The 22,796-nt window shown below is 75.0% G+C and carries 21 protein-coding genes; 8 read left to right on the top strand and 13 right to left on the bottom strand.

Annotated elements, in window-relative coordinates:
* Positions 1-6 precede the first annotated feature (6 nt).
* From AC068A_RS22420 to AC068A_RS22410, 3 genes are all read right to left on the bottom strand, one after another.
* Entirely contained in the window at positions 7-786 is a 780-nt protein-coding gene (locus tag AC068A_RS22420; RefSeq protein WP_478587444.1) for a TetR/AcrR family transcriptional regulator, read from the bottom strand.
* A gap of 86 nt (positions 787-872) precedes the next feature.
* Positions 873-1,928: a PDR/VanB family oxidoreductase gene (locus AC068A_RS22415; RefSeq protein WP_478587442.1), complete on the bottom strand. Its 1,056-nt coding sequence runs from the start codon at positions 1,926-1,928 to the stop codon at positions 873-875.
* Positions 1,925-2,827, bottom strand: coding sequence for a metal-dependent hydrolase (locus AC068A_RS22410; protein WP_478587440.1), 903 nt, complete (start codon positions 2,825-2,827; stop codon positions 1,925-1,927). The genes AC068A_RS22415 and AC068A_RS22410 overlap by 4 nt, the downstream gene beginning before the upstream one ends.
* A gap of 142 nt (positions 2,828-2,969) precedes the next feature.
* Here AC068A_RS22410 and AC068A_RS22405 point away from each other — a divergent pair, with 142 nt between their 5' ends.
* On the top strand, positions 2,970-3,866 hold the full coding sequence (locus tag AC068A_RS22405; RefSeq protein ID WP_478587438.1) for an NmrA family NAD(P)-binding protein: 897 nt from the start codon (positions 2,970-2,972) through the stop codon (positions 3,864-3,866).
* Between the two features lie 42 nt (positions 3,867-3,908).
* On the opposite strand, the gene AC068A_RS22400 is transcribed toward AC068A_RS22405, so the two are convergent.
* The 3 genes from AC068A_RS22400 to AC068A_RS22390 form a co-directional block, all read right to left on the bottom strand.
* Positions 3,909-5,864: a hypothetical protein gene (locus AC068A_RS22400; RefSeq protein ID WP_478587436.1), complete on the bottom strand. Its 1,956-nt coding sequence runs from the start codon at positions 5,862-5,864 to the stop codon at positions 3,909-3,911.
* A gap of 104 nt (positions 5,865-5,968) precedes the next feature.
* Entirely contained in the window at positions 5,969-6,769 is an 801-nt protein-coding gene (locus tag AC068A_RS22395; RefSeq protein WP_478587434.1) for a tyrosine-protein phosphatase, read from the bottom strand.
* Between the two features lie 75 nt (positions 6,770-6,844).
* Positions 6,845-7,435, bottom strand: coding sequence for a rhomboid-like protein (locus AC068A_RS22390; RefSeq protein ID WP_478587459.1), 591 nt, complete (start codon positions 7,433-7,435; stop codon positions 6,845-6,847).
* Positions 7,436-7,509: 74 nt separating this feature from the next.
* On the opposite strand from AC068A_RS22390, the gene AC068A_RS22385 reads away from it, so the two are divergent.
* Together AC068A_RS22385 and AC068A_RS22380 are read left to right on the top strand one after the other, a co-directional pair.
* Positions 7,510-8,322: a hypothetical protein gene (locus tag AC068A_RS22385; protein ID WP_478587432.1), complete on the top strand. Its 813-nt coding sequence runs from the start codon at positions 7,510-7,512 to the stop codon at positions 8,320-8,322.
* 91 nt (positions 8,323-8,413) lie between these two features.
* Complete coding sequence (locus tag AC068A_RS22380) at positions 8,414-9,934, top strand: PepSY-associated TM helix domain-containing protein (RefSeq protein WP_478587430.1); 1,521 nt, start codon at positions 8,414-8,416, stop codon at positions 9,932-9,934.
* Between the two features lie 116 nt (positions 9,935-10,050).
* On the opposite strand, the gene AC068A_RS22375 is transcribed toward AC068A_RS22380, so the two are convergent.
* Both AC068A_RS22375 and glnII read right to left on the bottom strand, forming a co-directional pair.
* Positions 10,051-10,650 carry a winged helix-turn-helix domain-containing protein gene (locus AC068A_RS22375; protein WP_478587428.1) on the bottom strand — a complete coding sequence of 200 codons (600 nt, stop codon included), beginning with the start codon at positions 10,648-10,650 and terminating at the stop codon, positions 10,051-10,053.
* A gap of 565 nt (positions 10,651-11,215) precedes the next feature.
* Positions 11,216-12,235 (bottom strand): glutamine synthetase, encoded by a 1,020-nt coding sequence (glnII, locus tag AC068A_RS22370; protein WP_478587426.1) that lies wholly within the window; start codon positions 12,233-12,235, stop codon positions 11,216-11,218.
* A 207-nt stretch (positions 12,236-12,442) separates the two neighbouring features.
* Here glnII and AC068A_RS22365 point away from each other — a divergent pair, with 207 nt between their 5' ends.
* Positions 12,443-13,396, top strand: coding sequence for a Gfo/Idh/MocA family protein (locus AC068A_RS22365; protein WP_478587425.1), 954 nt, complete (start codon positions 12,443-12,445; stop codon positions 13,394-13,396).
* Positions 13,397-13,801: 405 nt separating this feature from the next.
* On the opposite strand, the gene AC068A_RS22360 is transcribed toward AC068A_RS22365, so the two are convergent.
* From AC068A_RS22360 to AC068A_RS22350, 3 genes are all read right to left on the bottom strand, one after another.
* On the bottom strand, positions 13,802-14,362 hold the full coding sequence (locus tag AC068A_RS22360) for a hypothetical protein (protein WP_478587423.1): 561 nt from the start codon (positions 14,360-14,362) through the stop codon (positions 13,802-13,804).
* A gap of 225 nt (positions 14,363-14,587) precedes the next feature.
* Entirely contained in the window at positions 14,588-16,024 is a 1,437-nt protein-coding gene (gene pdxR / locus AC068A_RS22355) for a MocR-like pyridoxine biosynthesis transcription factor PdxR (protein WP_478587421.1), read from the bottom strand.
* Between the two features lie 113 nt (positions 16,025-16,137).
* Complete coding sequence (locus AC068A_RS22350) at positions 16,138-16,509, bottom strand: ArsC/Spx/MgsR family protein (protein WP_478587419.1); 372 nt, start codon at positions 16,507-16,509, stop codon at positions 16,138-16,140.
* Positions 16,510-16,616: 107 nt separating this feature from the next.
* Here AC068A_RS22350 and AC068A_RS22345 point away from each other — a divergent pair, with 107 nt between their 5' ends.
* Complete coding sequence (locus tag AC068A_RS22345) at positions 16,617-16,874, top strand: hypothetical protein (RefSeq protein WP_360639249.1); 258 nt, start codon at positions 16,617-16,619, stop codon at positions 16,872-16,874.
* A gap of 78 nt (positions 16,875-16,952) precedes the next feature.
* Here the strand turns inward: AC068A_RS22345 and AC068A_RS22340 are convergent, their stop codons facing one another.
* Positions 16,953-17,840, bottom strand: coding sequence for a nuclease (locus AC068A_RS22340; protein ID WP_478587417.1), 888 nt, complete (start codon positions 17,838-17,840; stop codon positions 16,953-16,955).
* 147 nt (positions 17,841-17,987) lie between these two features.
* Positions 17,988-19,271: a PP2C family protein-serine/threonine phosphatase gene (locus AC068A_RS22335; RefSeq protein ID WP_478587415.1), complete on the bottom strand. Its 1,284-nt coding sequence runs from the start codon at positions 19,269-19,271 to the stop codon at positions 17,988-17,990.
* A gap of 151 nt (positions 19,272-19,422) precedes the next feature.
* On the opposite strand from AC068A_RS22335, the gene AC068A_RS22330 reads away from it, so the two are divergent.
* From AC068A_RS22330 to AC068A_RS22320, 3 genes are all read left to right on the top strand, one after another.
* A complete protein-coding gene (locus AC068A_RS22330) occupies positions 19,423-20,088 on the top strand; it encodes a VIT1/CCC1 transporter family protein (RefSeq protein WP_478587413.1) in 666 nt (221 codons plus the stop codon).
* 119 nt (positions 20,089-20,207) lie between these two features.
* Positions 20,208-21,110 (top strand): TIGR01777 family oxidoreductase, encoded by a 903-nt coding sequence (locus AC068A_RS22325; RefSeq protein ID WP_478587411.1) that lies wholly within the window; start codon positions 20,208-20,210, stop codon positions 21,108-21,110.
* Between the two features lie 296 nt (positions 21,111-21,406).
* Entirely contained in the window at positions 21,407-22,663 is a 1,257-nt protein-coding gene (locus tag AC068A_RS22320; protein ID WP_478587409.1) for an NAD(P)/FAD-dependent oxidoreductase, read from the top strand.
* Positions 22,664-22,796 lie beyond the last annotated feature (133 nt).

The following is a 22,796-nucleotide window of genomic DNA, read 5'->3' as shown; positions in this document are numbered from 1 at the left end:
CGATCATCAGTGCGGCGCTGGCCCCGGCTCCGGCGTCGGTTCCGGTTCCAGCGTCGGTTCCGGTTCCGGCCCCGGCTCCGGCATCGGTTCCGGCGTGTCGGGGACCAGCACGGCGAGGCGGCCCGCCAGTTCGCCGAAGGGGCCGTCGGCCGGTTCGCCCGCCAGGATCCGCGCCATGATCCCGGCCATCTCGGCGTCGTACGCGGCACTCACCGCGGCCAGCGCCGCCAGATCGTGCACCAGCTGCAACTCCAGTTCGGCGCGCGGGATCTCCCGGCCCTCCAGCCAGATCAGCGCCGTGGACTCGGCGAGCGACACCCACGACCGCACCACCAGCGCCAGGCGGGCGGGCGGCTTCTCGATCCCGAGGTGCTTGAGGATCTCGTCGTACGCGGCCTGCCGGACCTCGTCGATCATCGCGTTGGTCCGGGTCGAGCCGACCGCCGGCCCGCCGCGCATCAGCGCGGAGAAACCGGGCCCGTGGTCCTCGACGAACGCGAAGAACCGGCCCATCACGCGCAGCAGCCGCGCCCCGAGCGGACCCTCGTGCGGCTCCACGAACCGCTGCGCCAGGTCGTCCGCCGCGCGCCGCAGCGCCGCCTCGTACAAGCTCAACTTGCCGGGAAAGTAGTGGTAGACGAGCGGCCTGGATATGCCGGCGGCCGCCGCGATCTCGTCGATCGGCACATCGTCGGGCGACCTGTTGCTGAACAGCTCCAGGGCGACCCCGATCAGCTGCTGCCGCCGCTCCTCGACACCCATCCTGCGCCGCACCCCGGTTGTCATGCGGACACCCTACTTCGCCTCCGGGCGACCGGCCGTCAACGGCCGTCCTTGCAGAACCCGCAGTACCCGCAGGTCCGGGGCGGTGCTCACAGGTCGAGGAGCAGGCGGTCCCCCTTCGCGCGGGAGACGCACAGCAGCATCGAGTCCTGCCGCTCCCCGTCCGTGAGGAGCTCGTCGCGGTGGTCCACCTCGCCCGCCAGGACCCGGTGTTGGCAGGTCCCGCAGAAGCCCTGCTCGCAGGAGTACGGCGTGTCCGGCAGCACCCGGCGGACGGCGGCCAGGGCCGATTCGCCGGCCCCGACCCCGACCGTGCGGCCCGAGCGGGCGAGGTCGAGGGTGAAGGGCCGTGCCTCGGCGGGGGACGCGGACGGAGCGAACCGTTCCAGTCGGACGGCTCCCGGGTCCGGGACCGCGGCGAGGACGGCGGCCATCAGAGGCTCAGGGCCGCAGCAGTAGACCAGGGTGCCGGGGGCGGTTCCGGAGAGCGGCCCGGCCAGGTCGGGCAGGCCCGCCTCGTCCTCCGGGACCACCGCGACCCGGTCCCCGTACCCGGCGAGTTCGGGCAGGAACGGCATCGACGCGCGGGAGCGGCCCCCGTACCACAGGGACCACTGCGCCCCGGCGGCGTTGGCGGCCCGGAGCATCGGCAGGATCGGGGTGATGCCGATGCCGCCCGCGACGAAGACGTACGAGGCGGCGGGCTCCAGCGCGAAGCGGTTGCGCGGCGGGCGCAGCTCCAGCTCGGCGCCCTCGACGAGTTGGGCGTGGGCCTCGCGGGAGCCGCCGCGGCCGTCCTCGACCAGCCGGATCGCGATCGTGTAGCGCCCGGTGTCGGCGGGATCGCCGCACAGGCTGTACTGGCGGACCAGGCCGGAGGGGAGGGTGATGTCGACGTGCGCGCCCGGGGCCCAGGCGGGCAGCTCCGGGGACTCCAGGGTCAGCTGGACCACCCCCTGCGCCGGCTCGGTGCGCGACACGATCAGGGCGCGCAGCCGGCGGCGCGGCGAGTACCCGGAGACGGGGGTCTCGAGGGCGGGGAGAGGCCAGAGGGGCGAGCGGGATATGCGCCGGCGCAGGGCGCGCTTCGTCAGCCACGCGGCGCCCGCGAACGCAGCGACGGTCAGGGCACGGCTGCTGCTCACGGCCGGACACCGCCGTTCGCGCCGGGGGAGGAGGCCAGGTAGGCGGCGGCCTGTGCGGTGGAGCCCTCCCGGGACGGGTGGTAGGTGCGGGAGAGGTAGGTCGGGATCGACTTGAGCATCGCTCCGGTGGACGGCAGCGTACCCTGCTGCCCGGCCCGGAAGAGCTGGCCGAACGAGGCCTTGGCGCCCGGTAGTTGCGGGTCGTTCTCCATGAAGAAGCGGGCGCCGCGCTGCCAGAGGAAGACGAGGGCGGCGAACGCGGTGGCCCAGGTCCGGACGCGGCGGCGGTAGCCGCCGTCGACGTGCATGAACAGGTCGAAGGCCACCGAGCGGTGCTCGACCTCCTCCGCGCCGTGCCAGCGCAGCAGGTCCAGCATCATCGGGTCGGCGCCCCGCCGGTCCAACTCGTCCGCGTTCAGCACCCAGTTGCCCAGGAACGCCGTGTAGTGCTCGATCGCCGCGATCATGGCGACACGCTCCATGAGCCACCAGTGCCGCGCCCGGCCGGGCGGCAGGGTCCGGTCGCCGAGCAGCTTCTCGAAGAGCCAGTCCACCTGGGCGGTGTACGGGGTCGGGTCCAGGCCGAGCCGCTTGAGGTGGGGGAGGACGTCGTCGTGTGCGGCGGCGTGCATGGCCTCCTGGCCGATGAACCCGATGACGTCCGCGCGGAGCTGCTCGTCCCTGATGTGGGGGAGCACCTGCTTGTAGACGTGCACGAACCAGCGTTCGCCGGCGGGCAGGAGCAGGTGCAGCACGTTGATGGTGTGCGTGGCGAAGGGGTCGCCGGGCAGCCAGTGGAGCGGGGTGTCCTCCCAGCCGAAGGACACCTTGCGCGCCTTGAGCTCTGTGCGTTCCGACGCCACGGGCGTGGGGGTGGGGGTGGGCGGCCTATTAGACATGGCGTCAATGTACTGACGGGTCAGGGGTTCGGAAACCCCCGTGGTGTCAGGGGTTGGGAAAGCTCGCGGCGTTCGCTATTCTTCTGTGTGACGCAGTTAATGTGTAGCGCAGAAGAATCTGTTTCGTCTTCATGGGGGAACCATGCTCACCATCGCCGTCACCGGAGCCACCGGCGCCCAGGGCGGGGCAACCGCCCGCGCCCTGATCGATGCGGGCCACCGGGTCCGCGCACTCACCCGCGACCCCGCCTCTCCTGCCGCGGACGCCCTGCGCCGCCTCGGTGCCGACGTGCGCCGCGCCGACTTCGACGACCGCGCCGCGCTCGACGCCGCCTTCGTCGGGGCGGACTCGCTCTTCGCGGTCACCACCCCGTTCGGCACCGACATCGCCACCGAGATCCGGCAGGGCCGCACCCTCGTCGACGCGGCAGCGGATGCCCGCCTCGGGCACATCGTGTTCACCTCCGCGGCCCACGCCGACCGCGGCACCGGCATCCCGCACTACGAGAGCAAGCACCTCATCGAGCAGCACCTGCGGGCGGCCGGAGTGCCCTGGACCGTGATCGGCCCGGCCGCGTTCATGGACAACTACGCCACCGGATGGACCGTCGAGGGGCTGTGCGAGGGCTCTTTCGCCTGGCCCATGCCCGAGGACCGCCCGCTCACCCTCATATCCGCCGCCGACATCGGCGCGTTCGCCGCGCTGGTCCTGGGGCGCCGCGCCGAGTTCGCCGGCCGCCGTATCGACATAGCCGCCGACGAGCTCACCCCCGCCCGGATCGCGGAGGTCCTCGCGGCCGCCACCGGCCGCGCGGTCACCCACCGGGAAGTGCCGCTCGCCCAGGTCCGCAACTGGTCCGAGGACTTGGCGGCCATGTTCGCGTACGTCACCGCCCACGGCCTCGACGTCGACACCGCCCGGCTGCGGCGCGACCACCCCGAGGTCGGCTGGCACACGTTCGCGGACTGGGCCGCAGGCCAGGACTGGCCCGTACTCCTGTCCGGCACCCCGGCGCATGCTGTAGGCGCCCACTCCTGAAGCGCATGGGTGACATGGGGCGGTCGAGCGGCTTCCGGGCCGCTACTGGCCCAGGGCCCGGGCCTTCGTGCCGTCCGTGAGCTTGCCCGACAGCTCGACCCGGGTGCCCGCCGGCACCTTCACCGCCAGGCGGTTGCCCGCAGCGGAACCGTTCACCCCGCCGCCCGACCCCGACAGCGATGCGAACTGCGTGCTGCCCGCCGCCAGGGCGTACCACTGGCCCGCCTTCGACTTCCACAGCACGCCCGCCAGCACCCGCGGCTCCCGCGGGCCGCATGCCGGCGAGCCCTCCGCCTTGGCCGCCTGCGCCGCAAGCGGGGCGCCCGGAGTCAGGAACTGGGCCTGGACCCGGTCCTGCACGCCCGTCCAGGTCTCCGCCCGCGTGCACAACCAGGTCGCCGTGCCCTCGCCCTCGGGCAGCTGCTGCCTGGCGTACGTCCAGGCGTTGACCGTACGGACCCCCGCCGAGCGGACCGACGGCAGCAGGCAGGCGATCCGCGACCAGTCGCCGAGCTCCCCGCCCTCCGCGACGTCCCGCTCCGCGCCCGGCCCGCCCGAGGTCAGCCGAGCCGGGGTCAGTTCGCCCAGGTCGGTGACCAGGCGGGTGGAGCCGTCTCCGGTCAGGGACAGGGCGTTCCAGCCGGTGCACTTGCCGGCCGGGGCGGGGCTCGGCACCGGCGGGGTGACCCCGTCCGGGCCCAGCTTCAGCGGCACGGTGGCCTCGCCCGGCTTGAGCAGGTCCCGCAGGCCCACACCGGAGGCCCAGGGCGCGGTCAGGTAGCGGACGTTCCCGTCGACCCGGCTCAGCACCAGCCCGGTGGCGGTCTCCGCCGACGCGCCGTCGGTGCGGGCGAAGTCGAGGGCGGCGACCGCGGTGCCGGTGCGCGGTTCGGCGTACCGGACCACGCGCAGCCCGTCGTACAGCAGGACCACCACCGCCTGGTCGACGGCGCCCGCGAACAGCAGCTGCGGCGGGCCCATCGGCGGCCCGGGCGGGGTTCCCGGCGTGGCCGAGGCGACGACGGACTTGCCCGGCCGTGCCCACACGGCCAGCGCCCGGCGCAGCAGCTCGGTGTCGTCGACGCGGTCGCCGCGGGCCGGCCAGGTCGAGAAGCCCGTACGGGACGACGTGCGCCACAGCGCGGGCGCGACCCGGATCAGCTTGGCCGGGTCCATGGCCTGCTCCACGGCCGCATTGCGCGCGTACGGCGGGGCAGCGGCCCCGTCCGCACCCCAGCCGCCGCCCGGGAGGGCGAGCAGCGCCCCGCAGACGGCGAGGGCGGCCCCGGCGGCCAGCGCGGCCCGCCCGAAGCGGCGGCGGCGCAGCAGATCGGTGGGCCGCGCCTGAAGCACGCACGGATCGAACTCGGGGGAGGCGAACAGCGGGTCATGGGCCGGATCCCCGGACCCCGCGACCGCCGCCCGCGGGTCGGCCACCCCGGCGGAGGCGAGCACCCGCAGCACCTCCGGCTCCGGCAGCCGCTCCAGTGCCCGCAGCACGCAGGCGGCCCGGCCGGGCCCGTCGAGCGTCGCCAGCCACTGGTCCAGGGCCAGCTCCTCGGCCCCGCCGGACCGCGGGAACAGCCGCAGCCCCCACACCTGGGGGAGCAGCGGGGGCAGCTGGGACCGCCGGGGAAGCGCCCGGAAAGTCAGCGGAACCCCCGCCTCCAGGGCGGAGCGCAGCACCCGGAGCCGGACGTACGCGTACCCGCGGTCAGTGCCCCGGTCCGGGCCGGCGCGGCGGTCGCCGCGCTGGCCGGGGACGCCGCGCCGCCCCCCGCCCGAGGCCTTCCCGCCGGACCGCCTCCCGCGCGGCAGCGCGCGCTGGGCCAGCGAGTGGGCCGTGAGGACCCGCCGGTGGCGGCCCAGGGAGGGCGGCAGCACCAGGTAGGCGAGCCGCACCAGCCGCGGGTAGTGCTCGACGATCGCGGCCTCGGCCTGCTCGACGTCGGGCGTCGCGGGAGACGGGGGGCGGGTGGCGGTGTGCGGCGCAGTCACGTTCAGCTGAACGAGCGAATGGCGGGATGGTCACCGCCTCCAGGTCACACGTTCGGGTCGAATTCCGGTGTGCCGGGGCCCGGGGAGGGCGGGCGGCCGGGCCGTCAGGCCGTCAGGCGGGTGCGCAGGGACTCGACCGTCTCGTCGGACACGCCGAGCCCCTCGCGCACGTACTTCTCCATCGAGCCGTACCGCGTGCCGACCTCGTCCAGCGCCGCCTCCAGGTACTCGGGGAACACCCCGATCAGCGCCAGCGCGATGTCCGGGTTGCCGCCGGCCATCGTGAAGCCCTCGATCATCCGCGCGAAGGCCTGCTTGACCGCCGGATTCACCGACAGGTACTCGGCCATCAGGGTGTCGTCGTCCGCGCCGAGCAGCGCCAGGACGATCGTCGCACCCCAGCCGGTGCGGTCCTTGCCCGCCGTGCAGTGGAACAGGACCGGGCCCGCCTCGGGGTCGGCGAGCTCGTGGAGCAGCATCCGGTACGCGGCCTGAGCCGACGCGGTGTTCACGAACGCCCGGTACGTATCGGCGAACAGGGCCTGGACCTTGCCGCCGCCCAGGTGCTCCTCCGCCACCGCCGGGTCCGAGAGCAGGTCCTTGAGCTGCGTGGCGGCAGGCGCCTCCCCGGAGTCGAGCTTGTCCGCGAGGACGTCGCCGATCAGGTGGCGCACGCCCCCGGGTATGCGGTCCGGGTGGTCGGCGCGCTCGGCGCCGGTGCGGAAGTCGATGACCGTGCGCAGGCCCAGGGCGGCCACGACCGGATCGGCGTCGATGTCGAGCCGGTCGAGCTGGCCCGAGCGCAGGGCCAGGCCGTGGCGGACGGTGCGGCCGCCGGCGAGGGGCGTACCGCCGAGGTCGCGGAGGTTGGCGACGGTGGTGGACGGGGTGACGGTGGCGGTCATCGTGGCGGCTCCATCGGTCGGCGGGCGCGCGTGGCGCGAAGAGGTGGTCCGGGTTCCCGAGTCATCGTTTCCGAGTCATCCGATTTTCAGACGTTTCGTCCCGGATAGGTAATCGAAGGCGAGCGAGACCCCGACGCCGACCCCCAGGGCCACCAGGTGCCCCGCGTCCGTGAAGGTCCGCCCCCGCCGCAGCAGCGGCTGCGCGGCCACGGCCAGCAGCCCGGCCCGTGCGGCCGTACGGGCCCGTCCGCGCGGAAGCGCCGAGGTCAGCGCCCCGAGCACGGCGTTGAAGCCATAGCTCGTGCCCACGTCCAGGGCCCGCCGGGTCTGCGGACCGGCCCGCCCGCGCAGCACCCCGTAGACCAGGAGGGTCGCCGTGACGTGCCCGAACAGGAACACCGCGGCCGCCCACCACACCCCGTACGCGTACTCCGCGTACCCGAGGACGGCGACCAGCAGCAGCGCGTACGGCAGCGGCATGGGCTCCTCGACGACAAGAGCGCTGCTCAGCAGCGTCTCCCAGCGCCCGGAGGAGAGGTTGTCGACGTTCGTCGAGCAGCCCCGCAGCACCTGCTCGCGCTCGGCCGGACCCAGCCGCTCCAGGGCGTGCGCCCCGAGCTGGACCCCGCCCGCGTACAGTGCGCCGGCTATCGGCGGCCATGGCATCGGATTCACCCGACCATGATCGGACACCACCCTCCGGCGCGCCGCGCCGGGGGTTGTGGGAGCATGTTCTGGCCATGTCAGAAAGCCCCGCGCCGATACGCGCCGCACGAGCCGCGATGTTCGCGGCGGTGTGCACCGCCTTGGGCGCTGCGGGGCACGCCCACATGTCCGGCACCGACATCCCGCCGCCGGGCCTGCTGGGCGCCTTCGCCCTGACCGGCGGCCTCGCCTGGCTCGCCGCGGGGCGGCGCCGGGGGCCGGTGGGGATCGGCGCGGCGGTACTCGCCGTGCAGGGGGTCCTTCACCTGGTCTTCTCCGGGAGCCGGGCCGGGGGCGGGGGCGACGGCCGGGCCCAGGATCTCTCCGGGCACGCCGCCCATCACGCCGTACGGCACCTGCTCGAGCCGATGTCCGGGCACCACCGCGTCGAAGCGGCGCTGAGCGGGGTGGACGCGGCCAGTGCGGCCAGTGCGGCCGACGTCGCCGGCATGGCCGGTGCGACGGGCGGCCCCGACGGGCCGGCCGGCCTGGCCGCGATGGCTGGAACCGGCGTCCTCGGCATGGGCACGGGCACGGGCATGATCGTCGCCCACGTCCTCGCCGGGCTGCTCTGCGCCGCCTGGCTCGCCTGGGGCGAGGCCGCCGTCTTCCGGCTCTCCGCCGCCCTCGGCGCCACCGCCCTGCTGGCGGCCCGCCCGCTAGCCCGCGCGCTCGCGCTGGTGCGGGCCGGTGCCGTCCTCGTGCCGCGCCCTCCCGTCCAGCGGCCCTCGTACGCACCCCCGCGCAGGCTGCGCGGGGCCGTGCACGACCACGCCCTCGTGCGCCGCGGCCCGCCCCGTCCGCGAAGCCTCCACACCACGGCCCCCGGCCGTCCTGCCTGCGCCTGACCAGCGCATCTTCCGTCCCGCCGTCCCGGCGGGGCAGGCGGCGAGACCCGGGGCCGGTCCATCCATGTCTTCGCCAACACCTAGGACGACCATGTCTCTTGACGAGGCCCAAGGCGCCCGCACCCGGGACACCGCCACCATCACCGAAGCGGCCGACGCCGCCGGATCAGCCGAAGCCACCGGAGCGGGCTCCGCGCCCGAAGCCACCGGGGGCACCTCCACGAAGCCCGGCACCTGGGCCGCACTGCGGCCGCTGCTCCTGCGCATGCACTTCTACGCGGGCATCCTGATCGCCCCGCTCATGTTCCTCGCCGCCGCCACCGGGCTCCTCTACGCCGGCTCCTGGCAGGCCGAGAAGATCATTTACGCCCAGGAGCTGACCGTCGACCAGGTTGGCGAGAGCACGGTGCCGCTCAGCACCCAGGTCTCGGCCGCCAAGGCCGCCGAGCCCGGCGGCACGGTCGTCGCCGTCTGGCCCGCGCCCGACGCCGAGGCGACCACCCGCGTGATCATGGAGGCTCCGGGGCTTGCCGAGGGCCAGACCCGCACCGCCTTCGTCGACCCGTATACGGCCCACGTCAACGGAGTGCTGACCACCTCCGGTGACGCGCTGCCGCTGCGCGCCTGGCTCAGCGAGTTCCACTCCAGCCTCCAGCTGGGCGAGTTCGGCCGGAACTACAGCGAACTCGCCGCGAGCTGGCTGTGGGTGGTCGCCCTCGGCGGGCTCGCCCTGTGGATCGGCCGCCGCCGCTCCCGCAAGGCACAGATCGTCCTGCCCGACCGCAAGGCCACCGGCCGCCGCAAGACCCTCTCCTGGCACGGGGCCGTCGGCCTCTGGGCCGTGACCGGGCTCGTCGCCCTCTCCGTCACCGGCCTGACCTGGTCGACGTACGCGGGCGAGAACATCGGGCAGCTCCAGGACCGCCTCGGCGGCGCCACCCCGACGGTCTCCGCCGCACTCACCCCGGGCGGGGGCTCGGGCGCGGGCGGCGGTGGCGGCGAGCACGCCGGCCACGTCATGACCGAGGACATGGCGATGCCCCCGGCGCCGGCCACCGCCGACATCGGCATCGACAAGGCCGTGGCCGCCGCCCGCGCCGCGGGCGCCACCGAGAACCTCCAGGTGACGCTCCCCGCCAAGGGCAAGGGGTACGTGGTCAAGGAGAAGGACAGGGAGTTCCCGGTCAACCTGGACACCGTCGCCGTCAACCCTGCCGACGGCAGGGTCATCGACGTCCTGTACTTCTCCGACTACCCCGTCCTCGCCAAGCTGACCCGGTTCGGCATCGACCTGCACATGGGCCTGACCTTCGGGCTCGCCAACCAGATCGCGCTGGCCGCGCTCGCCGTCGCGCTGATGTTCCTGATCTTCTGGGGCTACCGGATGTGGTGGCTGCGCCGGCCCACCAAGGACCGCGCGCTGTCCGTCGGCCGCCCCCAGCCGCGCGGTGCCTGGCGGAAGGCGCCGGTGGGCATGCTGCTGCCGCTCGCGGCGGTGACCGCGGTGGTCGGGTGGTTCGTACCGCTGCTCGGCATGAGCCTCGTGGCGTTCCTCGCGGTCGACATGCTGCTGGGGGCGGTCGCGGTGCGCCGCGCCAAGACGGCCGGGTGACCGGCGGCCGACCGGTGGCCGGCCGGCCGGGCTGACCGGCCGACCGCCCGGCCCCGGCTCTGAAGAGCCCGGTGGGCCCGTATTCCGCAGGGGGGAGTACGGGCCCACCGTCGTGCTCAGGGGGCGTACTTGTAGCCCACCCGGCGGACCGTCTGGATCGCACCCCGGTGGGCCGTGCCCAGCTTGCGGCGCAGCCGGGCGACGTGCACGTCCACGGTCCGGCCGTCGCCGACGTGGCCGTAGCCCCAGACCGTGGTCACCAGCTGGTCCCGGGTGTGCACCCGGTGCGGGTGCGCGACCAGGTGCGCCAGCAGCTCGAACTCCAGGTAGGTGAGGTCCAGTACGCGGCCGTCGACCTCGGCGGTGCGCTGCGCCGTGTCGATGCGGACGAGGCCGTCCCCGAGGGCGGTCGGGGAGGCGGGGGCCGGGGCGGGGGCGGCCTGCGGGGCGAAGGAGAGCGGCGGCTGCTGGTCGGCCGGTACGAGGACCAGGTAGCCGACCATCGGCGGCCGGCCCGGCAGAACGGGCAGCGCGTGCTGCGGCGCGGGCAGCCAGGTGGCGCCGGGCGGCAGCAGGTCGGCCACGCGGGCGACCTCGTCCGGAGCCACGGCCCGCAACCGGTGCCGCGGGCCGGAAGGGGAGGGGGAGGGAGAGGGGAAGGGGAGCGGGGCGGTCGCAGCGGAGCCGGCGGACGTCAGGGAGCGGGTCTGGGACATGAGTGGTCAGCTCTTTCACGCGAAGTGGTCGGCAGGAGACGTGCGTGCACAGGTGGTACGTACGTCCTCGTTGCACCGCGCAGACCGAAGGCCTCGGGGGAGGTGTGGTGGTCGATCCCGGAAGGCTTTAGAGGGCCGGCGCGTTCATCGCGCGGCAACACACCCGGTCGAAATCGTGATCCTGACGGGAAGGCCAGAACGGCTCGAGGTCGCTGCGACCGGTCGAGGTGTGCGAGTGGCTGGCCATGCGCCCATTGAAGCAGATGCCCTCGGCTCGGGCAGGTTCCGTCTCGGCAGATGGAGCGGAATCTCAAATTCAGTGATCAAGGCTTGGTCAAGGCCGTCGCAGAACGGACAAACCGTCATGTCGGCGATGGCCGCCGGCAGTCCGACCGGCCGATCCGTATTGCATGGCGGACATCCACCCCACCCGAACACCCGCATGCCCCCGCCGGGCCGGAGGACGGGCCCGACGGGGGCATGCGGGTGTTCGTGCCGTGCGGGGCAGGGCGGGCGCGCGCCCCGCCCCACACGGGGCTCCGGGGCCGGTTCGCTCGGAACCGCCTCAGACCAGGCCGGCCTTCTCCAGGCCGGTGCAGCAGGTGTCCGTGATCAGGCGGGTCACGACGTACGGGTCCACGTTGGCGTTCGGGCGGCGGTCCTCGATGTAGCCCTTGCCGTCCTTCTCCACCTGCCACGGGATGCGGACCGACGCGCCGCGGTCGGAGACGCCGTAGCTGAACTCGTTCCACGGGGCGGTCTCGTGCAGACCCGTCAGACGCTCGTCGATGCCCGCGCCGTAGTTCTTGACGTGGTCCAGCGGCTTGCTGCCCTCACCCAGGGCCTCGCACGCCGCGATGATCGCGCGGTAGTCCTCGCGCATCGCCTTCGTGGAGAAGTTGGTGTGCGCACCGGCGCCGTTCCAGTCGCCCTTCACCGGCTTCGGGTTCAGCGTCGCGGAGACGTTGAAGTCCTCCGCGGTGCGGTACAGCAGCCAGCGCGCGACCCACAGCTGGTCCGCGACCTCCAGCGGACCGAGCGGGCCCACCTGGAACTCCCACTGGCCGGGCATGACCTCGGCGTTGATGCCGGAGATGTCCAGGCCCGCCGCCAGGCAGTGGTCGAGGTGCTTCTCCACGATCTCGCGGCCGAAAATCTCGTCCGAACCGACACCGCAGTAGTAGCCGCCCTGCGCGGCCGGGAACCCGCCGACCGGGAAGCCCAGCGGGCGCTGGCCGTCGAAGAAGGTGTACTCCTGCTCGATGCCGAAGATCGCCTCCTGGGCGGCGAACTTCTCGGCGACCGGGCGGAGCAGCGCGCGGGTGTTGGACTCGTGCGGGGTCATGTCGATGTTCAGGACCTCGCACAGCACGAGGACGTTGTTCCCGCCGCGGATCGGGTCCGGGCAGGAGAACACCGGCTGCAGGACCCGGTCGGACGCGTGGCCCTCGGCCTGGTTGGTGCTCGATCCGTCGAAGCCCCAGATCGGCAGCTCGGCGCCGTCGGCGAGGATCTTCGTCTTGGAGCGCAGCTTGGCCGTCGGCTCGGTGCCGTCGATCCAGATGTACTCAGCCTTGTAGCTCACGGGCCCCATCCTTACGGTGCGTCGCTCCGGCGCAGACTCTGCGGGTGCTGCGGTGTGCGTGTGCGGTGTAGACCGCAGCGTGCCCGGTGGCGATTTCTCTGCCGTTGCCCATGTGTGAACCCCGTGTTACCGGGGTTTGCACCGCAGGTCGGGTGGCTTGTGCGGGTTGCTCTCGGCCTGCCGGTCCGGGTGCGGCAGACTGGGCGGGTGAGCAGTTCGTGCGATTCGACCCCCGCAGGCGACCCCGCGGAATCCCCTCGTCCGCCCGCCGCCGCCAGGCCCCGGGTGGGGCTCCTCGGCACCGGCCCCTGGGCGCACCGCACCCACGCCCCCGCCCTCGCCGCCCACGCCGGCTCCGACTTCGCCGGTGTCTGGGGCCGCCGGCCCGAAGCCGCCGCCGGGCTGGCCGACCAGTACGGCGTGAAGGTCTACGACGACCCCGACGCCCTCTTCGCCGACTGCGACGTCGCCGCCTTCGCCCTCCCGCCCGACGTACAGGCCCCCCTCGCCGTACGCGCCGCCGCGGCCGGCTGCGGGCTGCTGCTCGACAAACCCGTCGCCACGACCGTCGAGGACGCCCGCGCCGTCGCCGAAGCCGCCGACCGGCACGGCGTCGCCTCCGTCGTCTTCCTCACCCTCCGCTTCGCCGAACCCGCCGCGGGCTGGGTCGAGGAACAGTCCGGCCGCACCGGCTGGTTCACCGCCGCCGCCCACTGGCTCGGCGCCGTCTTCCCGCCCGACGGCACCCCCAGCGCGTACGCCGACTCGCCCTGGCGCAAGGCCAAGGGCGGGCTGTGGGACGTCGGCCCCCACGCCCTGTCCGTCCTGATCCCGGTCCTGGGCGACGTCACCGCCGTCACCGCCGCCCGCGGGCCCTCCGACGTCGTCCAGCTGGCCCTGCGCCACACCTCGGGCGCGGCGAGCACCGCCGTGCTCAGCCTCGGCGCGCCCGTCGCCGCGGCCGGGGTCGGGCTGGAGGTGCGCGGCGCCGAGGGGGTCTTCTCACTGCCCAACTGGACCGACGTGCCCGGCGCGTACGGGCGCGCCCTGGACGCGCTGCTCACCGCAGACCGGACCGGCGTACCGGACCCGCGCGACGCGCGGTTCGCGGTCCGGCTGACGGAGATCCTGGCGGAGGCGGAGGGGCAACTGGCGGTGTGAGCGCGGGTTGCGGCCCCGGCCCCGTCCCAGACTCCGGCCAGGCTGTGGAGGCCGGGAGCCGGGGTGGGGGGTAACGTCTCCGGCACCGATGCCGTGACCTGGGCCCCGCCGAGATGCCCTCGGCCGTGGGGGCCGGCTGGCGGCTCACGGCCTTGGCGAGGTCCGCCAGCACCTGGTCCACGGTCACGCCGGGGCGCGGCCGGAAGGCCTGGAGGAAGTGGTTCCCGTCCGGGTCGTCGGTGCTGACCCGGAAGGTCACCAGGCCGGCCGGCGCGGACTCCGGCGCCTCGATGCCGGACTCGGTGACCTTCACGTCGATCGGCTTCGGCGCGTGCCGGCCGAGGTCCGCCTGGGTGGCCCGTTCCTCACTACGGTCCGGATCGAAACCGCCGGTCTGAAGGTGACTTATTTGATCACGGCGTTGGCCGCGATGATGACCACCCCGATCGCGGAGTCCGCTGCCCCGATCCGGAGCGAGGCGCCGAGCCCGTAGCCCACCCGCCGCGCCACGAAGGAGCCCCAGCCGAACAGCAGCGCCGTGTTCACGCAGAGGCCCACGGCGGTCACCACGGGGGCCTGCCAGTGGGCGAACCCGGCGAGGACGAGGAGGGCGACGGTCGGGAGCGTCGCCGCGATCAGCGGCCACTCGTGCAGCACCTCCCGCACCAGCATGCGCCACCGGTGTCCGGCGGAGCCGGGTTGGTGGCCGGCCATGTGGTGCGCGTACCCGTGCGCGAGGGCCGCCGCGGCGGCGGTGACGAAGACCCAGCCGGCGTCCTGGAACGGGGTGTACTCGGCGCCCTTCTCGTCGAGCGCGGCCAACAGCCCGGCCGCAAGCACGGTCCCGTACACCCCGCAGAACATCCAGTCGGCCCCCTGGAGGGGCGTGGTGCGGGTGGGACGGGGGTCGTGCGGGCCCTGGGGGCCATGGGGTTGGGCGGGGTGGTCGTGGTGGTGGGCGGTCAAGACAGCTCCGTCCTTTTGTCGCACTATGTCCCTTCTGTCGGGTCTACAGCCTACGAGGTCGGCGCGTGCGGAGGGGATGAGGGCGGCAGTTCCTCCCAGGCCCGCCGCCAACGCTGAGACCGGTCTCCAACCTCACACCGCAACAGGCGGTGGCCCGAGCCGCAACGAGCGCTTCAACGGCCCCGTCGACCACGCCGCACCATCCCCGTCGATCCGTCACCCCCCTTACCCCAGCACCCCCCTCACCACCCCCGCCAGTGCCTCCACCGCCCTGCCGAAGGCGGCTTCCGGGGGTGCGGCGTAGCCGACCACCAGGCCTTCGCGGGGCGGGGGCGGGGCCGCCGGGTGGTGGTAGGCCGACAGGCCGTCCAGGGAGAGGCCCGCGGTGCGGGCCGCCGCCAGGGCGGCCTGCTCCGTCCCCGGCGGGAGGCCCACCACGGCGTGCAGCCCCGCCGAGATGCCGGTCACCCGGACCTCCGGCACCCGGGAGGCCAGGGCCTCGGCGAGCCGGTCGCGGCGGGCGCGGTAGCGCTGGCGCATGCGCCGGATGTGGCGGTCGTACGCACCGCAGTCGATGAAGTCGGCCAGCGCCAGCTGGTCCAGGGCGCTCGCCCAGGATTCCCGCTGCCCCTTCGCCGCGAGTACCTGCCCGACCAGCTCATCCGGCAGCACCAGCCAGCCGAGGCGGATCGCCGGGGACAGGGACTTGCTGAGGGAGCCCGCGTAGACCACGTGCCCGGGGTCCAGGCCCTGGACGGCGCCGACGGGCTTGCGGTCGTAGCGGAACTCGCCGTCGTAGTCGTCCTCCACGATCAGCCCGCCCGTGTCGCGGGCCCATTCCACGGCCGCCGCCCGCCGTGCCGGCAGCAGCCGGGCGCCCGTCGGGAACTGGTGGGCCGGGGTGAGGAGCAGGGTGCGGGCCCGCGCCGGGACGAGGTCGGTGCGGGCGCCGTCCTCGTCCACCGGGACGGTATGCGGGCGCACCCCGGCGGCGTCGAGGATGCCGTGGTGGAACGGGAGCCCGTACTCCTCCACGGCCCAGTCGCGGGGCCGCAGCGACGCGAGGAGGCGCAGGCCGTTCGCGAAGCCGGAGCAGACGACGATGTTCTCCGGGCCGGTACGCACGCCCCGCGCCCGGGACAGATACGCGGCCAGCGCACGCCGCAGCTCCGGGCGGCCCCGCGGATCCCCCGGGCCGAAGGCCTCGGCGGGAGCCCGGGCCAGGGCCCGCCGGGCGCTGGTGGACCAGGCGCCCCGCGGGAATGCGGCCGGGTCGGGCTTGCCCTGGAGCAGGTCGTGGCGGGGACCCTCGGGGGCGGGCGCGGCCGGGACGGCCGGCGCGCCGGCGGTGGCCGCCCCCTCGGCGACCCGGGTGCCGGAGCCCTGCCGGGCGGTGAACCAGCCCTCGGCGACGAGCTCGGCGTACGCGTCGGCGACCGCGTTGCGGGCCAGCCCGAGGTCGGCGGCCAGGGCCCGGTAGGGCGGCAGCCGGGTCCCGCCTGCGAGCCGGCCGCTGCGGACGGCTTCGCGGAGGGACTGGGCGAGAACGGTACGGCGGGCGCCGTGCGCGGGGAGCTCGAGGTGCAGGTCGGCGCCGCCGCCCGGGCCGGCGGCGGTCCCGGTGCCCCCGTGCGGGGTGCTGTCGGTGTCGTCGGACGTCATACGGGGGAGGGTAGGCCGCGGCCTGCGAGGGTCCGTTGACGCAGGCCCCGCCCGGCGAGGCGGCCGAGCCGACGGGACCGGTCGGGCCGGTGGGCCCGGCCCCACGGGGTCGGTCAGGCGCGTCGCGACAGGGCCTCGCGGACTGCCTCCTCCGAGCGGGCCACCACCGCCGAGCCGTCGTCGGCCGTGATGATGGGGCGCTGGATGAGCTTCGGGTGCGCGGCCAGGTGGGCGATCCAGCGGGCCCGTGCCTCGTCGGTCTCCTCGCGCGGGAGGTCGCGTACGCCGGTCTCCTTCGCGAGGGGGTCCGAGGTGCGGGCGATGTCCCACGGCTCCAGGCCGAGCCGGTCCAGGACCGTGCGGATCTCGGCCTCGGACGGCAGGTCCTCCAGGTAGCGGCGCACCGTGTACTCGGCGCCTTCCGCGTCGAGCAGCGTCAGCGCGCTGCGGCACTTCGAGCAGGCGGGGTTGATCCAGATTTCCATGGCGCCCAGCCTAGTCAGAGCCCGTCTGGCCAGGGGCTTCTGTCAGTGCCCCCCGGTAAAATCGAGGGAGTACGACAGGACGCCAACTACCGTTTGGGAGGCTGTAGATGGCCACTGCCAAGACGCTTCGGCCCGTCAAGAAGAAGCCGCTGCCCGCGGGGCTTCCCCGGGAGTGGTACGAGAGCCACAACCGCCGGCTGAAGGCGATGCGGCTGGCGATATCCCTGCTCGACTCGGGTACGTACGACGCCCGGCGCGCCACCAACCGGAAGATCCGCTCGGTGGCCGTGCGGACGGGGATCCACCGGCCGTCGAACACGACGTGCAGGCTGGTGCGCGCGTACATCGTGAGCAACGCGAGCTGACCCCTCGCCCGGGTCCTGCCGGAGCGGACCACACCGGCAGGACCCGCCCGGCCCCGGCCGACCGCCCCCGGCCTCTGCTCACTTCTCGTCGAAGACGATCTCCTCGGCATGGTGGGTCATCCGCACGGTGTGGCCGTCGCTGATCTCCACGATGTGCTGCAGGCCGACCAGCGGCTTCGGGCGCTGCGGGATGCGGTACTTGTCCGCGGCCCCGGCCAGGAAGGCGGGGAGGCAGGCCAGGGACGGGTCCGCGGGGTTGAGCTCCAGGTAGTCCTTCAGGCGGCGGAACAGCTTCGGGAGGATCACCGCGCCGTTGTGGGCCGTGAGCGAGGACATCCCGGTGATCTTCGCGCCGGTGAGGGTCACGTCCTCGGCCCACAGCCCCCGCTTCTCGGGGGTGGAGGCCGCCCTCGCCGCCTGCGCGGCGGCGGAGAAGGCCCCGCGCATGAAGCCGGGCAGGCCGGTGTAGAAGGTGGGGTAGGCCAGGCCGGACGCCAGGAGGTGGTGGTTGGCGGTCGCCTTCAGCTGCCGTTCGTCGACGTCGATCTCGTAGCCGCTGTACGCGGGCGGGACGCGGCGGCCGACCAGGGCCACGCAGCGGCCGTGGACGTCGGTGCCCCGGGTGAGGATGTAGCCGGGAACCCGTTCGGGGACGGTGGTGACGGTTTCGTCGTCGTGGCGCTGGATGTGGGTGAAGCCGAGCCAGGCCAGCAGCTCGTCCGCGGCCCGGTGGGCGAACGTGAGCGGCTGGTGCTGCTCCTGCCCGCCGCTCCCGTAGTGGGTCTCCAGTGCGTCGATGGCCTCGAGCCGTACGGGGGCGCGGCCGTCCGCGGCGGGCAGGATCCGCGTGCAGCCCGGCACGAGCTTCCAGTCGGCCACGTCGTCCGGGATGAAGGGGAGGGTGTCGCCGTCCGGCCGGGCGCCCCCGGACACCTTGAACGTTCCTCGGATCAGCAGCATGGACATGGCGACTCCCACGGGCGGTCGAGGGCGGGGTCGGAGGGTGTGCGGACACTGCGCACACTGCGGACACCTGCCGGGCGCCGCTGTCGTCGGTCACCTTGCGTAGCGGTCGACGCCCGAGTGATGACGTACAGTGCACTCCCCGCGAATCTAGGGACGCTTCCCATCCGGCTGCAACCGCCGTTCGAGCGACAGGACCAGCAGGGCCACGTCGTCGCCCGGCCCGCCCCCGGTGAAGGCCACCAGGTCCTGCCACAGGGCGCCGACCAGCCCGGCCGGATCCGTCGGCGCGGGGGTCGCCACCACCGGGACGCGGGTGGCCAGCGGGTAGAAGAACCCGGACGTGTCGCGGGCCTCCGTCACGCCGTCCGTGTACGCGAGCAGCCGGTCGCCGGGCAGCAGCGGGACGCCCGTCACCGCGGTGTCCTCCGGGGCGGTGAGTCCGAGCCCCAGCGGCGGGCCCGGCTCCACGGCCACCTCCGACACCCCGGGCCCGCGCAGCAGCAGCGCCGGCGGGTGCCCGCACGAGACGACCCGTACGAGGTCCAGCCCGGGCGGGAACTCCAGCAGCAGGGCCGTCGCGAACAGCTCCGGATGCCCGAGGCGGAAAGAGGCGTCCGCCGAGCCGCCCCGGGCCGCCGAGCCATCCGGGGCCGCCGAGCCACCCGGGGCCGCCGAATCCGGCGGGTCCGCCGGGGCCGGCCCCGGGTCGGCCGAGCCGCCCGGGCTGCCCGGACCGGCCGATCCCACCGGCCCCACGGGCCCCACCGCCTCCGCCGCGTCCGCCTGGAGCCTGCGGTCCAGCCGGGCGGCGACCTCCGTGAGCTCCGGGTCGTCCAGGACCCCCTCGCGGAACGCGCCGAGCAGCGCCGCGACCGTGCCGACCGCCGCCAGCCCGTGCCCCTGCACGTCCCCGACCAGGGCCCGCACCCCGTACGGCCCGGCCCGTACGTCGTACAGGTCGCCGCCGACCAGGGTGCCGCGCTGCGCCGCCCGGTACAGCCCGGCGCAGCGCACCGGGCCGACCCGTTCCGGCACCGGCGGCAGGACCGCGAGCTGCGCCGCCTCCGCGACGGTGCGTACGTTGACCAGCTGCGTGTCCCGGCGCCGCCGGACCCAGGCGATCACCACGCTGAGCAGCCCGACCGCGGCCACCGTGGCCAGGTCCGTGCCGCGCGGGTTCGCGACGCCGACCCACGGCACCCCGAGCAGCGCGAGCACCAGCCCGGCGAAGACGGCGGTGCCGGCGGCCCCGTACGCGAACGCGGCCACCGGGGGCAGGCCCGCCAGGAAGAAGCCCAGCTCGACATCGCTGGGTGTGAGCCGCTGCGCAAGCACCAGCACCACCAGCGCCACCACGGGCGCGATCCGGGCCCAGCGCGGCGGCGGTTCCCCGCGCAGCCAGCCCGGCTCCTGGCGTCGTCGGCGTCTCACCCCTCTCACCCCTCCACCCTGGTACGGGGGTCCGGACGGCGCACCCCGGACGGTCCGCCGGGTGGCCGCGGGGCGTCCCCGCGCGGACAGTGGTCCCGTGACGGACACGACTCCGACACCCCCGCACGATGATCAGGAGCACGGTACGGGCATGAGCACCCGGCTGAACTGGCTGCGGGCGGGGGTGCTCGGCGCGAACGACGGGATCATCTCCACCGCCGGCCTGGTGGTGGGGGTGGCCGGGTCGACCACCTCGCGCCCGGCGATCCTGGCGGCGGGGGTGGCCGGCCTCCTGGCGGGGGCGCTGTCGATGGCGGCGGGGGAGTACGTGTCGGTCAGCTCGCAACGGGATTCCGAGCGGGCGGCGCTGGACCTGGAGCGCCGGGAGCTGGTGCAGCAGCCGGAGGCGGAGCTCGACGAGCTGACGGAGCTGCTGGCCGCCCGCGGCCTGAGCCCGGACGTGGCCCGGGAGGCGGCGGAGCAGCTGACGGAGCGGGACGCCCTGCGGGCCCACGCCCGGGTGGAGCTCGGTATCAACCCGGACGAACTGGCCAACCCGTGGCACGCGGCGTTCGCCAGCCTGGCCGCGTTCACGGCGGGGGCGCTGCTGCCGCTGCTGGCGATCCTGCTCCCGGGGCCGTCCCAGCGGGTTCCGGTCACGGTGGCGGCCGTGATCGCGGCGCTGGCGCTGTGCGGCGTGACCAGCGCCCGGCTGGGCGGGGCCCCGGCCCGGCGGGCGGTGCTGCGGAACGTCGGGGGCGGCGCGCTCGCGATGGCGGTCACGTACTCGGTGGGCACCTGGATCGGCACGACCTGACCCGGCCTCCCGGGCCGGCCGCCCCCCGGGTCCGGCCATCCCCGGGCCCGGCGGAACCACCAGCCCCCGCCGGGCGGTTTCGCGCCCGCCCGCGGCCGCCGCACCGGCATCATGGGGCCATGCGTATCGCGGTCACCGGGTCCACCGGCCTCATCGGCAGCGCCCTCGTACGGTCCCTGCGGGCGGACGGCCACGACGTGGTCCGCTTCGTGCGGCGGGAGCCGACCGCGCCCGACGAGGCGCGGTGGGACCCCCGGCGCGGGTACGTCGACCCGGCCGGGCTCGCCGGCTGCGCGGCGGTGGTCCACCTGGCCGGGGCCGGGATCGGCGACCACCGCTGGACCGAGGCGTACAAGAGGGAGATCCGAGACAGCCGGGTGAACGGCACCGCCGCCATGGCGCGGGCCGTGGCCGCGCTCGACGAGCCGCCCGCGGTGTTCGTCAGCGGCTCCGCCGTCGGCTACTACGGCGACGCCGGCGACCGCACCGTCGACGAGACGGCCCCGGCCGGCCGCGGCTTCCTGCCGGAGGTGTGTGTCGAGTGGGAGGCGGCGGCCGCCCCCGCCCGGGAGGCCGGCGTCCGGACGGTGCTCGCCCGTACCGGACTGGTCGTCTCCGGCCAGGGCGGTGCCTGGGCGCGGATGTTCCCGGTCTTCCGGGCCGGGCTCGGCGGACGGCTCGGCGACGGCCGCCAGTACTGGCCGTTCATCTCCCTGCACGACGAGGTCGCGGCCCTGCGGCACATCGTCGACAGCCCGCAGCTGTCCGGCCCGGTGAACCTCACCGCGCCCGAGCCGCCGACCAACCGCGAGGTCACCGCGGCGATGGGCCGCGTCCTGCACCGGCCGACGCTGCTGGCCGTACCGGCGCCCGTCCTGCGCCTCGTCCTCGGGGAGCTCTCCCAGGACGTGCTGGGCAGTCAGCGGGCCCGGCCCGCACGGCTGTTGGAGTCCGGCTTCGTCTTCCGCCACCCGGGGATCGAGGACGCGATCCGCGCCGCCGTCACCCGCTCCGAGCCCTGAGCCCGGACGCGTGCCTCACGCCGCGCGCCCCACGGCCTTCCCCGCTTCGGCGCGTCGGCGACCGTGCCCGGTCCTGCGTGCGACGGCGTCCCCGCGCCCCGGGGCCAGGGCCCGGGCCGCACACGGCGCCCGACTCCCGCAGTCGGCGGAGGCGTTCCGTGCGACCGTTCGTGACCCGGATGCGACCGCAATGCGACCGGATCCGACCGTAATACCGCGCCCAAGGCGGGTTCCCCCGAAGCCCGTTGGGGGAAGGAGGATCCCCACACAGCCGCGCCGACCTCGGGGAGGGGCACGTGCTCAGCAGCTCGCACCACGCCGCACAGCATGCGGACGTCGTCATCGTAGGAGCCGGGGTCTCAGGACTCGCGGCGGCACAGCACCTGATCGCGGCAGGGGTCACCGTCACCGTCCTGGAGGCGGCCGAGGACCCCGGCGGCCGGATGGCCACCGAGCAGACCGACGGCTTCCGGCTCGACCGGGTCGGCCAGCTCCTCAACACCTCGTACACGGAGCTCGACCGGACCCCCGGCCTCGCCGGCCTCGTCCTGCGACCCTTCGCGCCCGGGGTGCTCGTCCACACCGACGGCCGGCAGCTGCGGGCCGGGGCCATGACCCCGGCCCGCGCGCTGGCCAGCCGGTCCCTCGACCAGGCGCGGCTCAGCGCCCACCTCGGCCGGCTCGCCGCGCTGCCCGTCGAACGCCTGCTGGCCCGGCCCGAGCGCACGGCCGCGGCCGCCCTCGGCTCCCGGGCCCCCGCCACCACCCTGCGGCCGCTGCTCGCCGCCCTGCTGCGCGACCCGCAGCTCACCACCTCCAGCCGCGTCGCCGACCTGGCCCTGCGCACCTTCGCCCGCGGCCGGCTCGCCGTGCCCGAGGGCGGGGCCGCGGCCCTGCCCGGGCTGCTCGCCGCCGCCCTGCCGCCCGGGACCGTCCGCACCGGGGTCCGGGTCACGTCCGTGGCGACCCAACGCGTCACCACCGAAGAGCACGGCGACTTCAGCTGCCGCTCCCTCGTCCTGGCCACGGGGGCGCGGGCCGCCGCCGGACTGCTGCCGGGGCTGCGGATGCCGGACTTCCACGAGGTCACCGTCATCCACCACGCCACCCCCGGCCCGCTGCCCTGGGACGGCTCGCTGCTGCTCGACGGCGACCCCCGCTGGCCCGTCGCGCACACCGCCGTGATGAGCGCGGTCGACCCGACGCGCGCCCCGGCCGGGCGGAGCCTGGTCACCACGACCGTGCTCGGCCCGCCGCCGCCCGTGCGCACCGTCGCCTCGCGCCTCGCCCGGCTGTACGAGACCGGCACCCGGGACTGGGAGCTGCTGGCCGTCCACCACGCCCCCGAGGCCGTGCCCGCGATGCCGCCGCCCTACGACCTGCGACGCCCGGTGCGGGTGCTGGCCGGGCTGTACGTGTGCGGCGACCACCGCGATGCCAACACCGTGCAGGGCGCCCTGCACTCGGCCCGCCGCGCCGCCACCGCCGTCCTGCGCGATTTCGGCATCCGGCTGCCGGCCAGCGCCGAGGCCGCCCTTCCGGCGGTGGCCTGAGAAGGACCACAGGGCGAGGGCCCGGTTCCCCGCGCCAGGGGCCGGGCCCGTACCCATCCGCGCCGCCCTCCCACGCCGCCCACACCGCGCGCGGACTCCGCCCCGGCGCGCCACGGCTCAGGACGCCACGGCT

It is taken from the genome of Streptomyces sp. NPDC043854 (assembly GCF_056436005.1).
This window is presented reverse-complemented; position numbering and strand designations above follow the sequence as displayed.

Bases quoted from the DNA above. Each gene is read 5' to 3' on its own strand.
- AC068A_RS22385 (WP_478587432.1), top strand. From the start codon at position 7,510: ATGTCAGAAAGCCCCGCGCCGATACGCGCCGCACGAGCCGCGATGTTC.
- AC068A_RS22345 (WP_360639249.1), top strand. From the start codon at position 16,617: ATGGCCACTGCCAAGACGCTTCGGCCCGTCAAGAAGAAGCCGCTGCCC.
- AC068A_RS22375 (WP_478587428.1), bottom strand. From the start codon at position 10,650: ATGTCCCAGACCCGCTCCCTGACGTCCGCCGGCTCCGCTGCGACCGCC.
- AC068A_RS22410 (WP_478587440.1), bottom strand. From the start codon at position 2,827: ATGTCTAATAGGCCGCCCACCCCCACCCCCACGCCCGTGGCGTCGGAA.
- pdxR (WP_478587421.1), bottom strand. From the start codon at position 16,024: ATGACGTCCGACGACACCGACAGCACCCCGCACGGGGGCACCGGGACC.
- AC068A_RS22350 (WP_478587419.1), bottom strand. From the start codon at position 16,509: ATGGAAATCTGGATCAACCCCGCCTGCTCGAAGTGCCGCAGCGCGCTG.
- AC068A_RS22330 (WP_478587413.1), top strand. From the start codon at position 19,423: ATGAGCACCCGGCTGAACTGGCTGCGGGCGGGGGTGCTCGGCGCGAAC.
- AC068A_RS22390 (WP_478587459.1), bottom strand. From the start codon at position 7,435: ATGCCATGGCCGCCGATAGCCGGCGCACTGTACGCGGGCGGGGTCCAG.
- AC068A_RS22420 (WP_478587444.1), bottom strand. From the start codon at position 786: ATGACAACCGGGGTGCGGCGCAGGATGGGTGTCGAGGAGCGGCGGCAG.
- AC068A_RS22395 (WP_478587434.1), bottom strand. From the start codon at position 6,769: ATGACCGCCACCGTCACCCCGTCCACCACCGTCGCCAACCTCCGCGAC.
- AC068A_RS22325 (WP_478587411.1), top strand. From the start codon at position 20,208: ATGCGTATCGCGGTCACCGGGTCCACCGGCCTCATCGGCAGCGCCCTC.
- AC068A_RS22405 (WP_478587438.1), top strand. From the start codon at position 2,970: ATGCTCACCATCGCCGTCACCGGAGCCACCGGCGCCCAGGGCGGGGCA.
- AC068A_RS22380 (WP_478587430.1), top strand. From the start codon at position 8,414: ATGTCTCTTGACGAGGCCCAAGGCGCCCGCACCCGGGACACCGCCACC.
- AC068A_RS22340 (WP_478587417.1), bottom strand. From the start codon at position 17,840: ATGTCCATGCTGCTGATCCGAGGAACGTTCAAGGTGTCCGGGGGCGCC.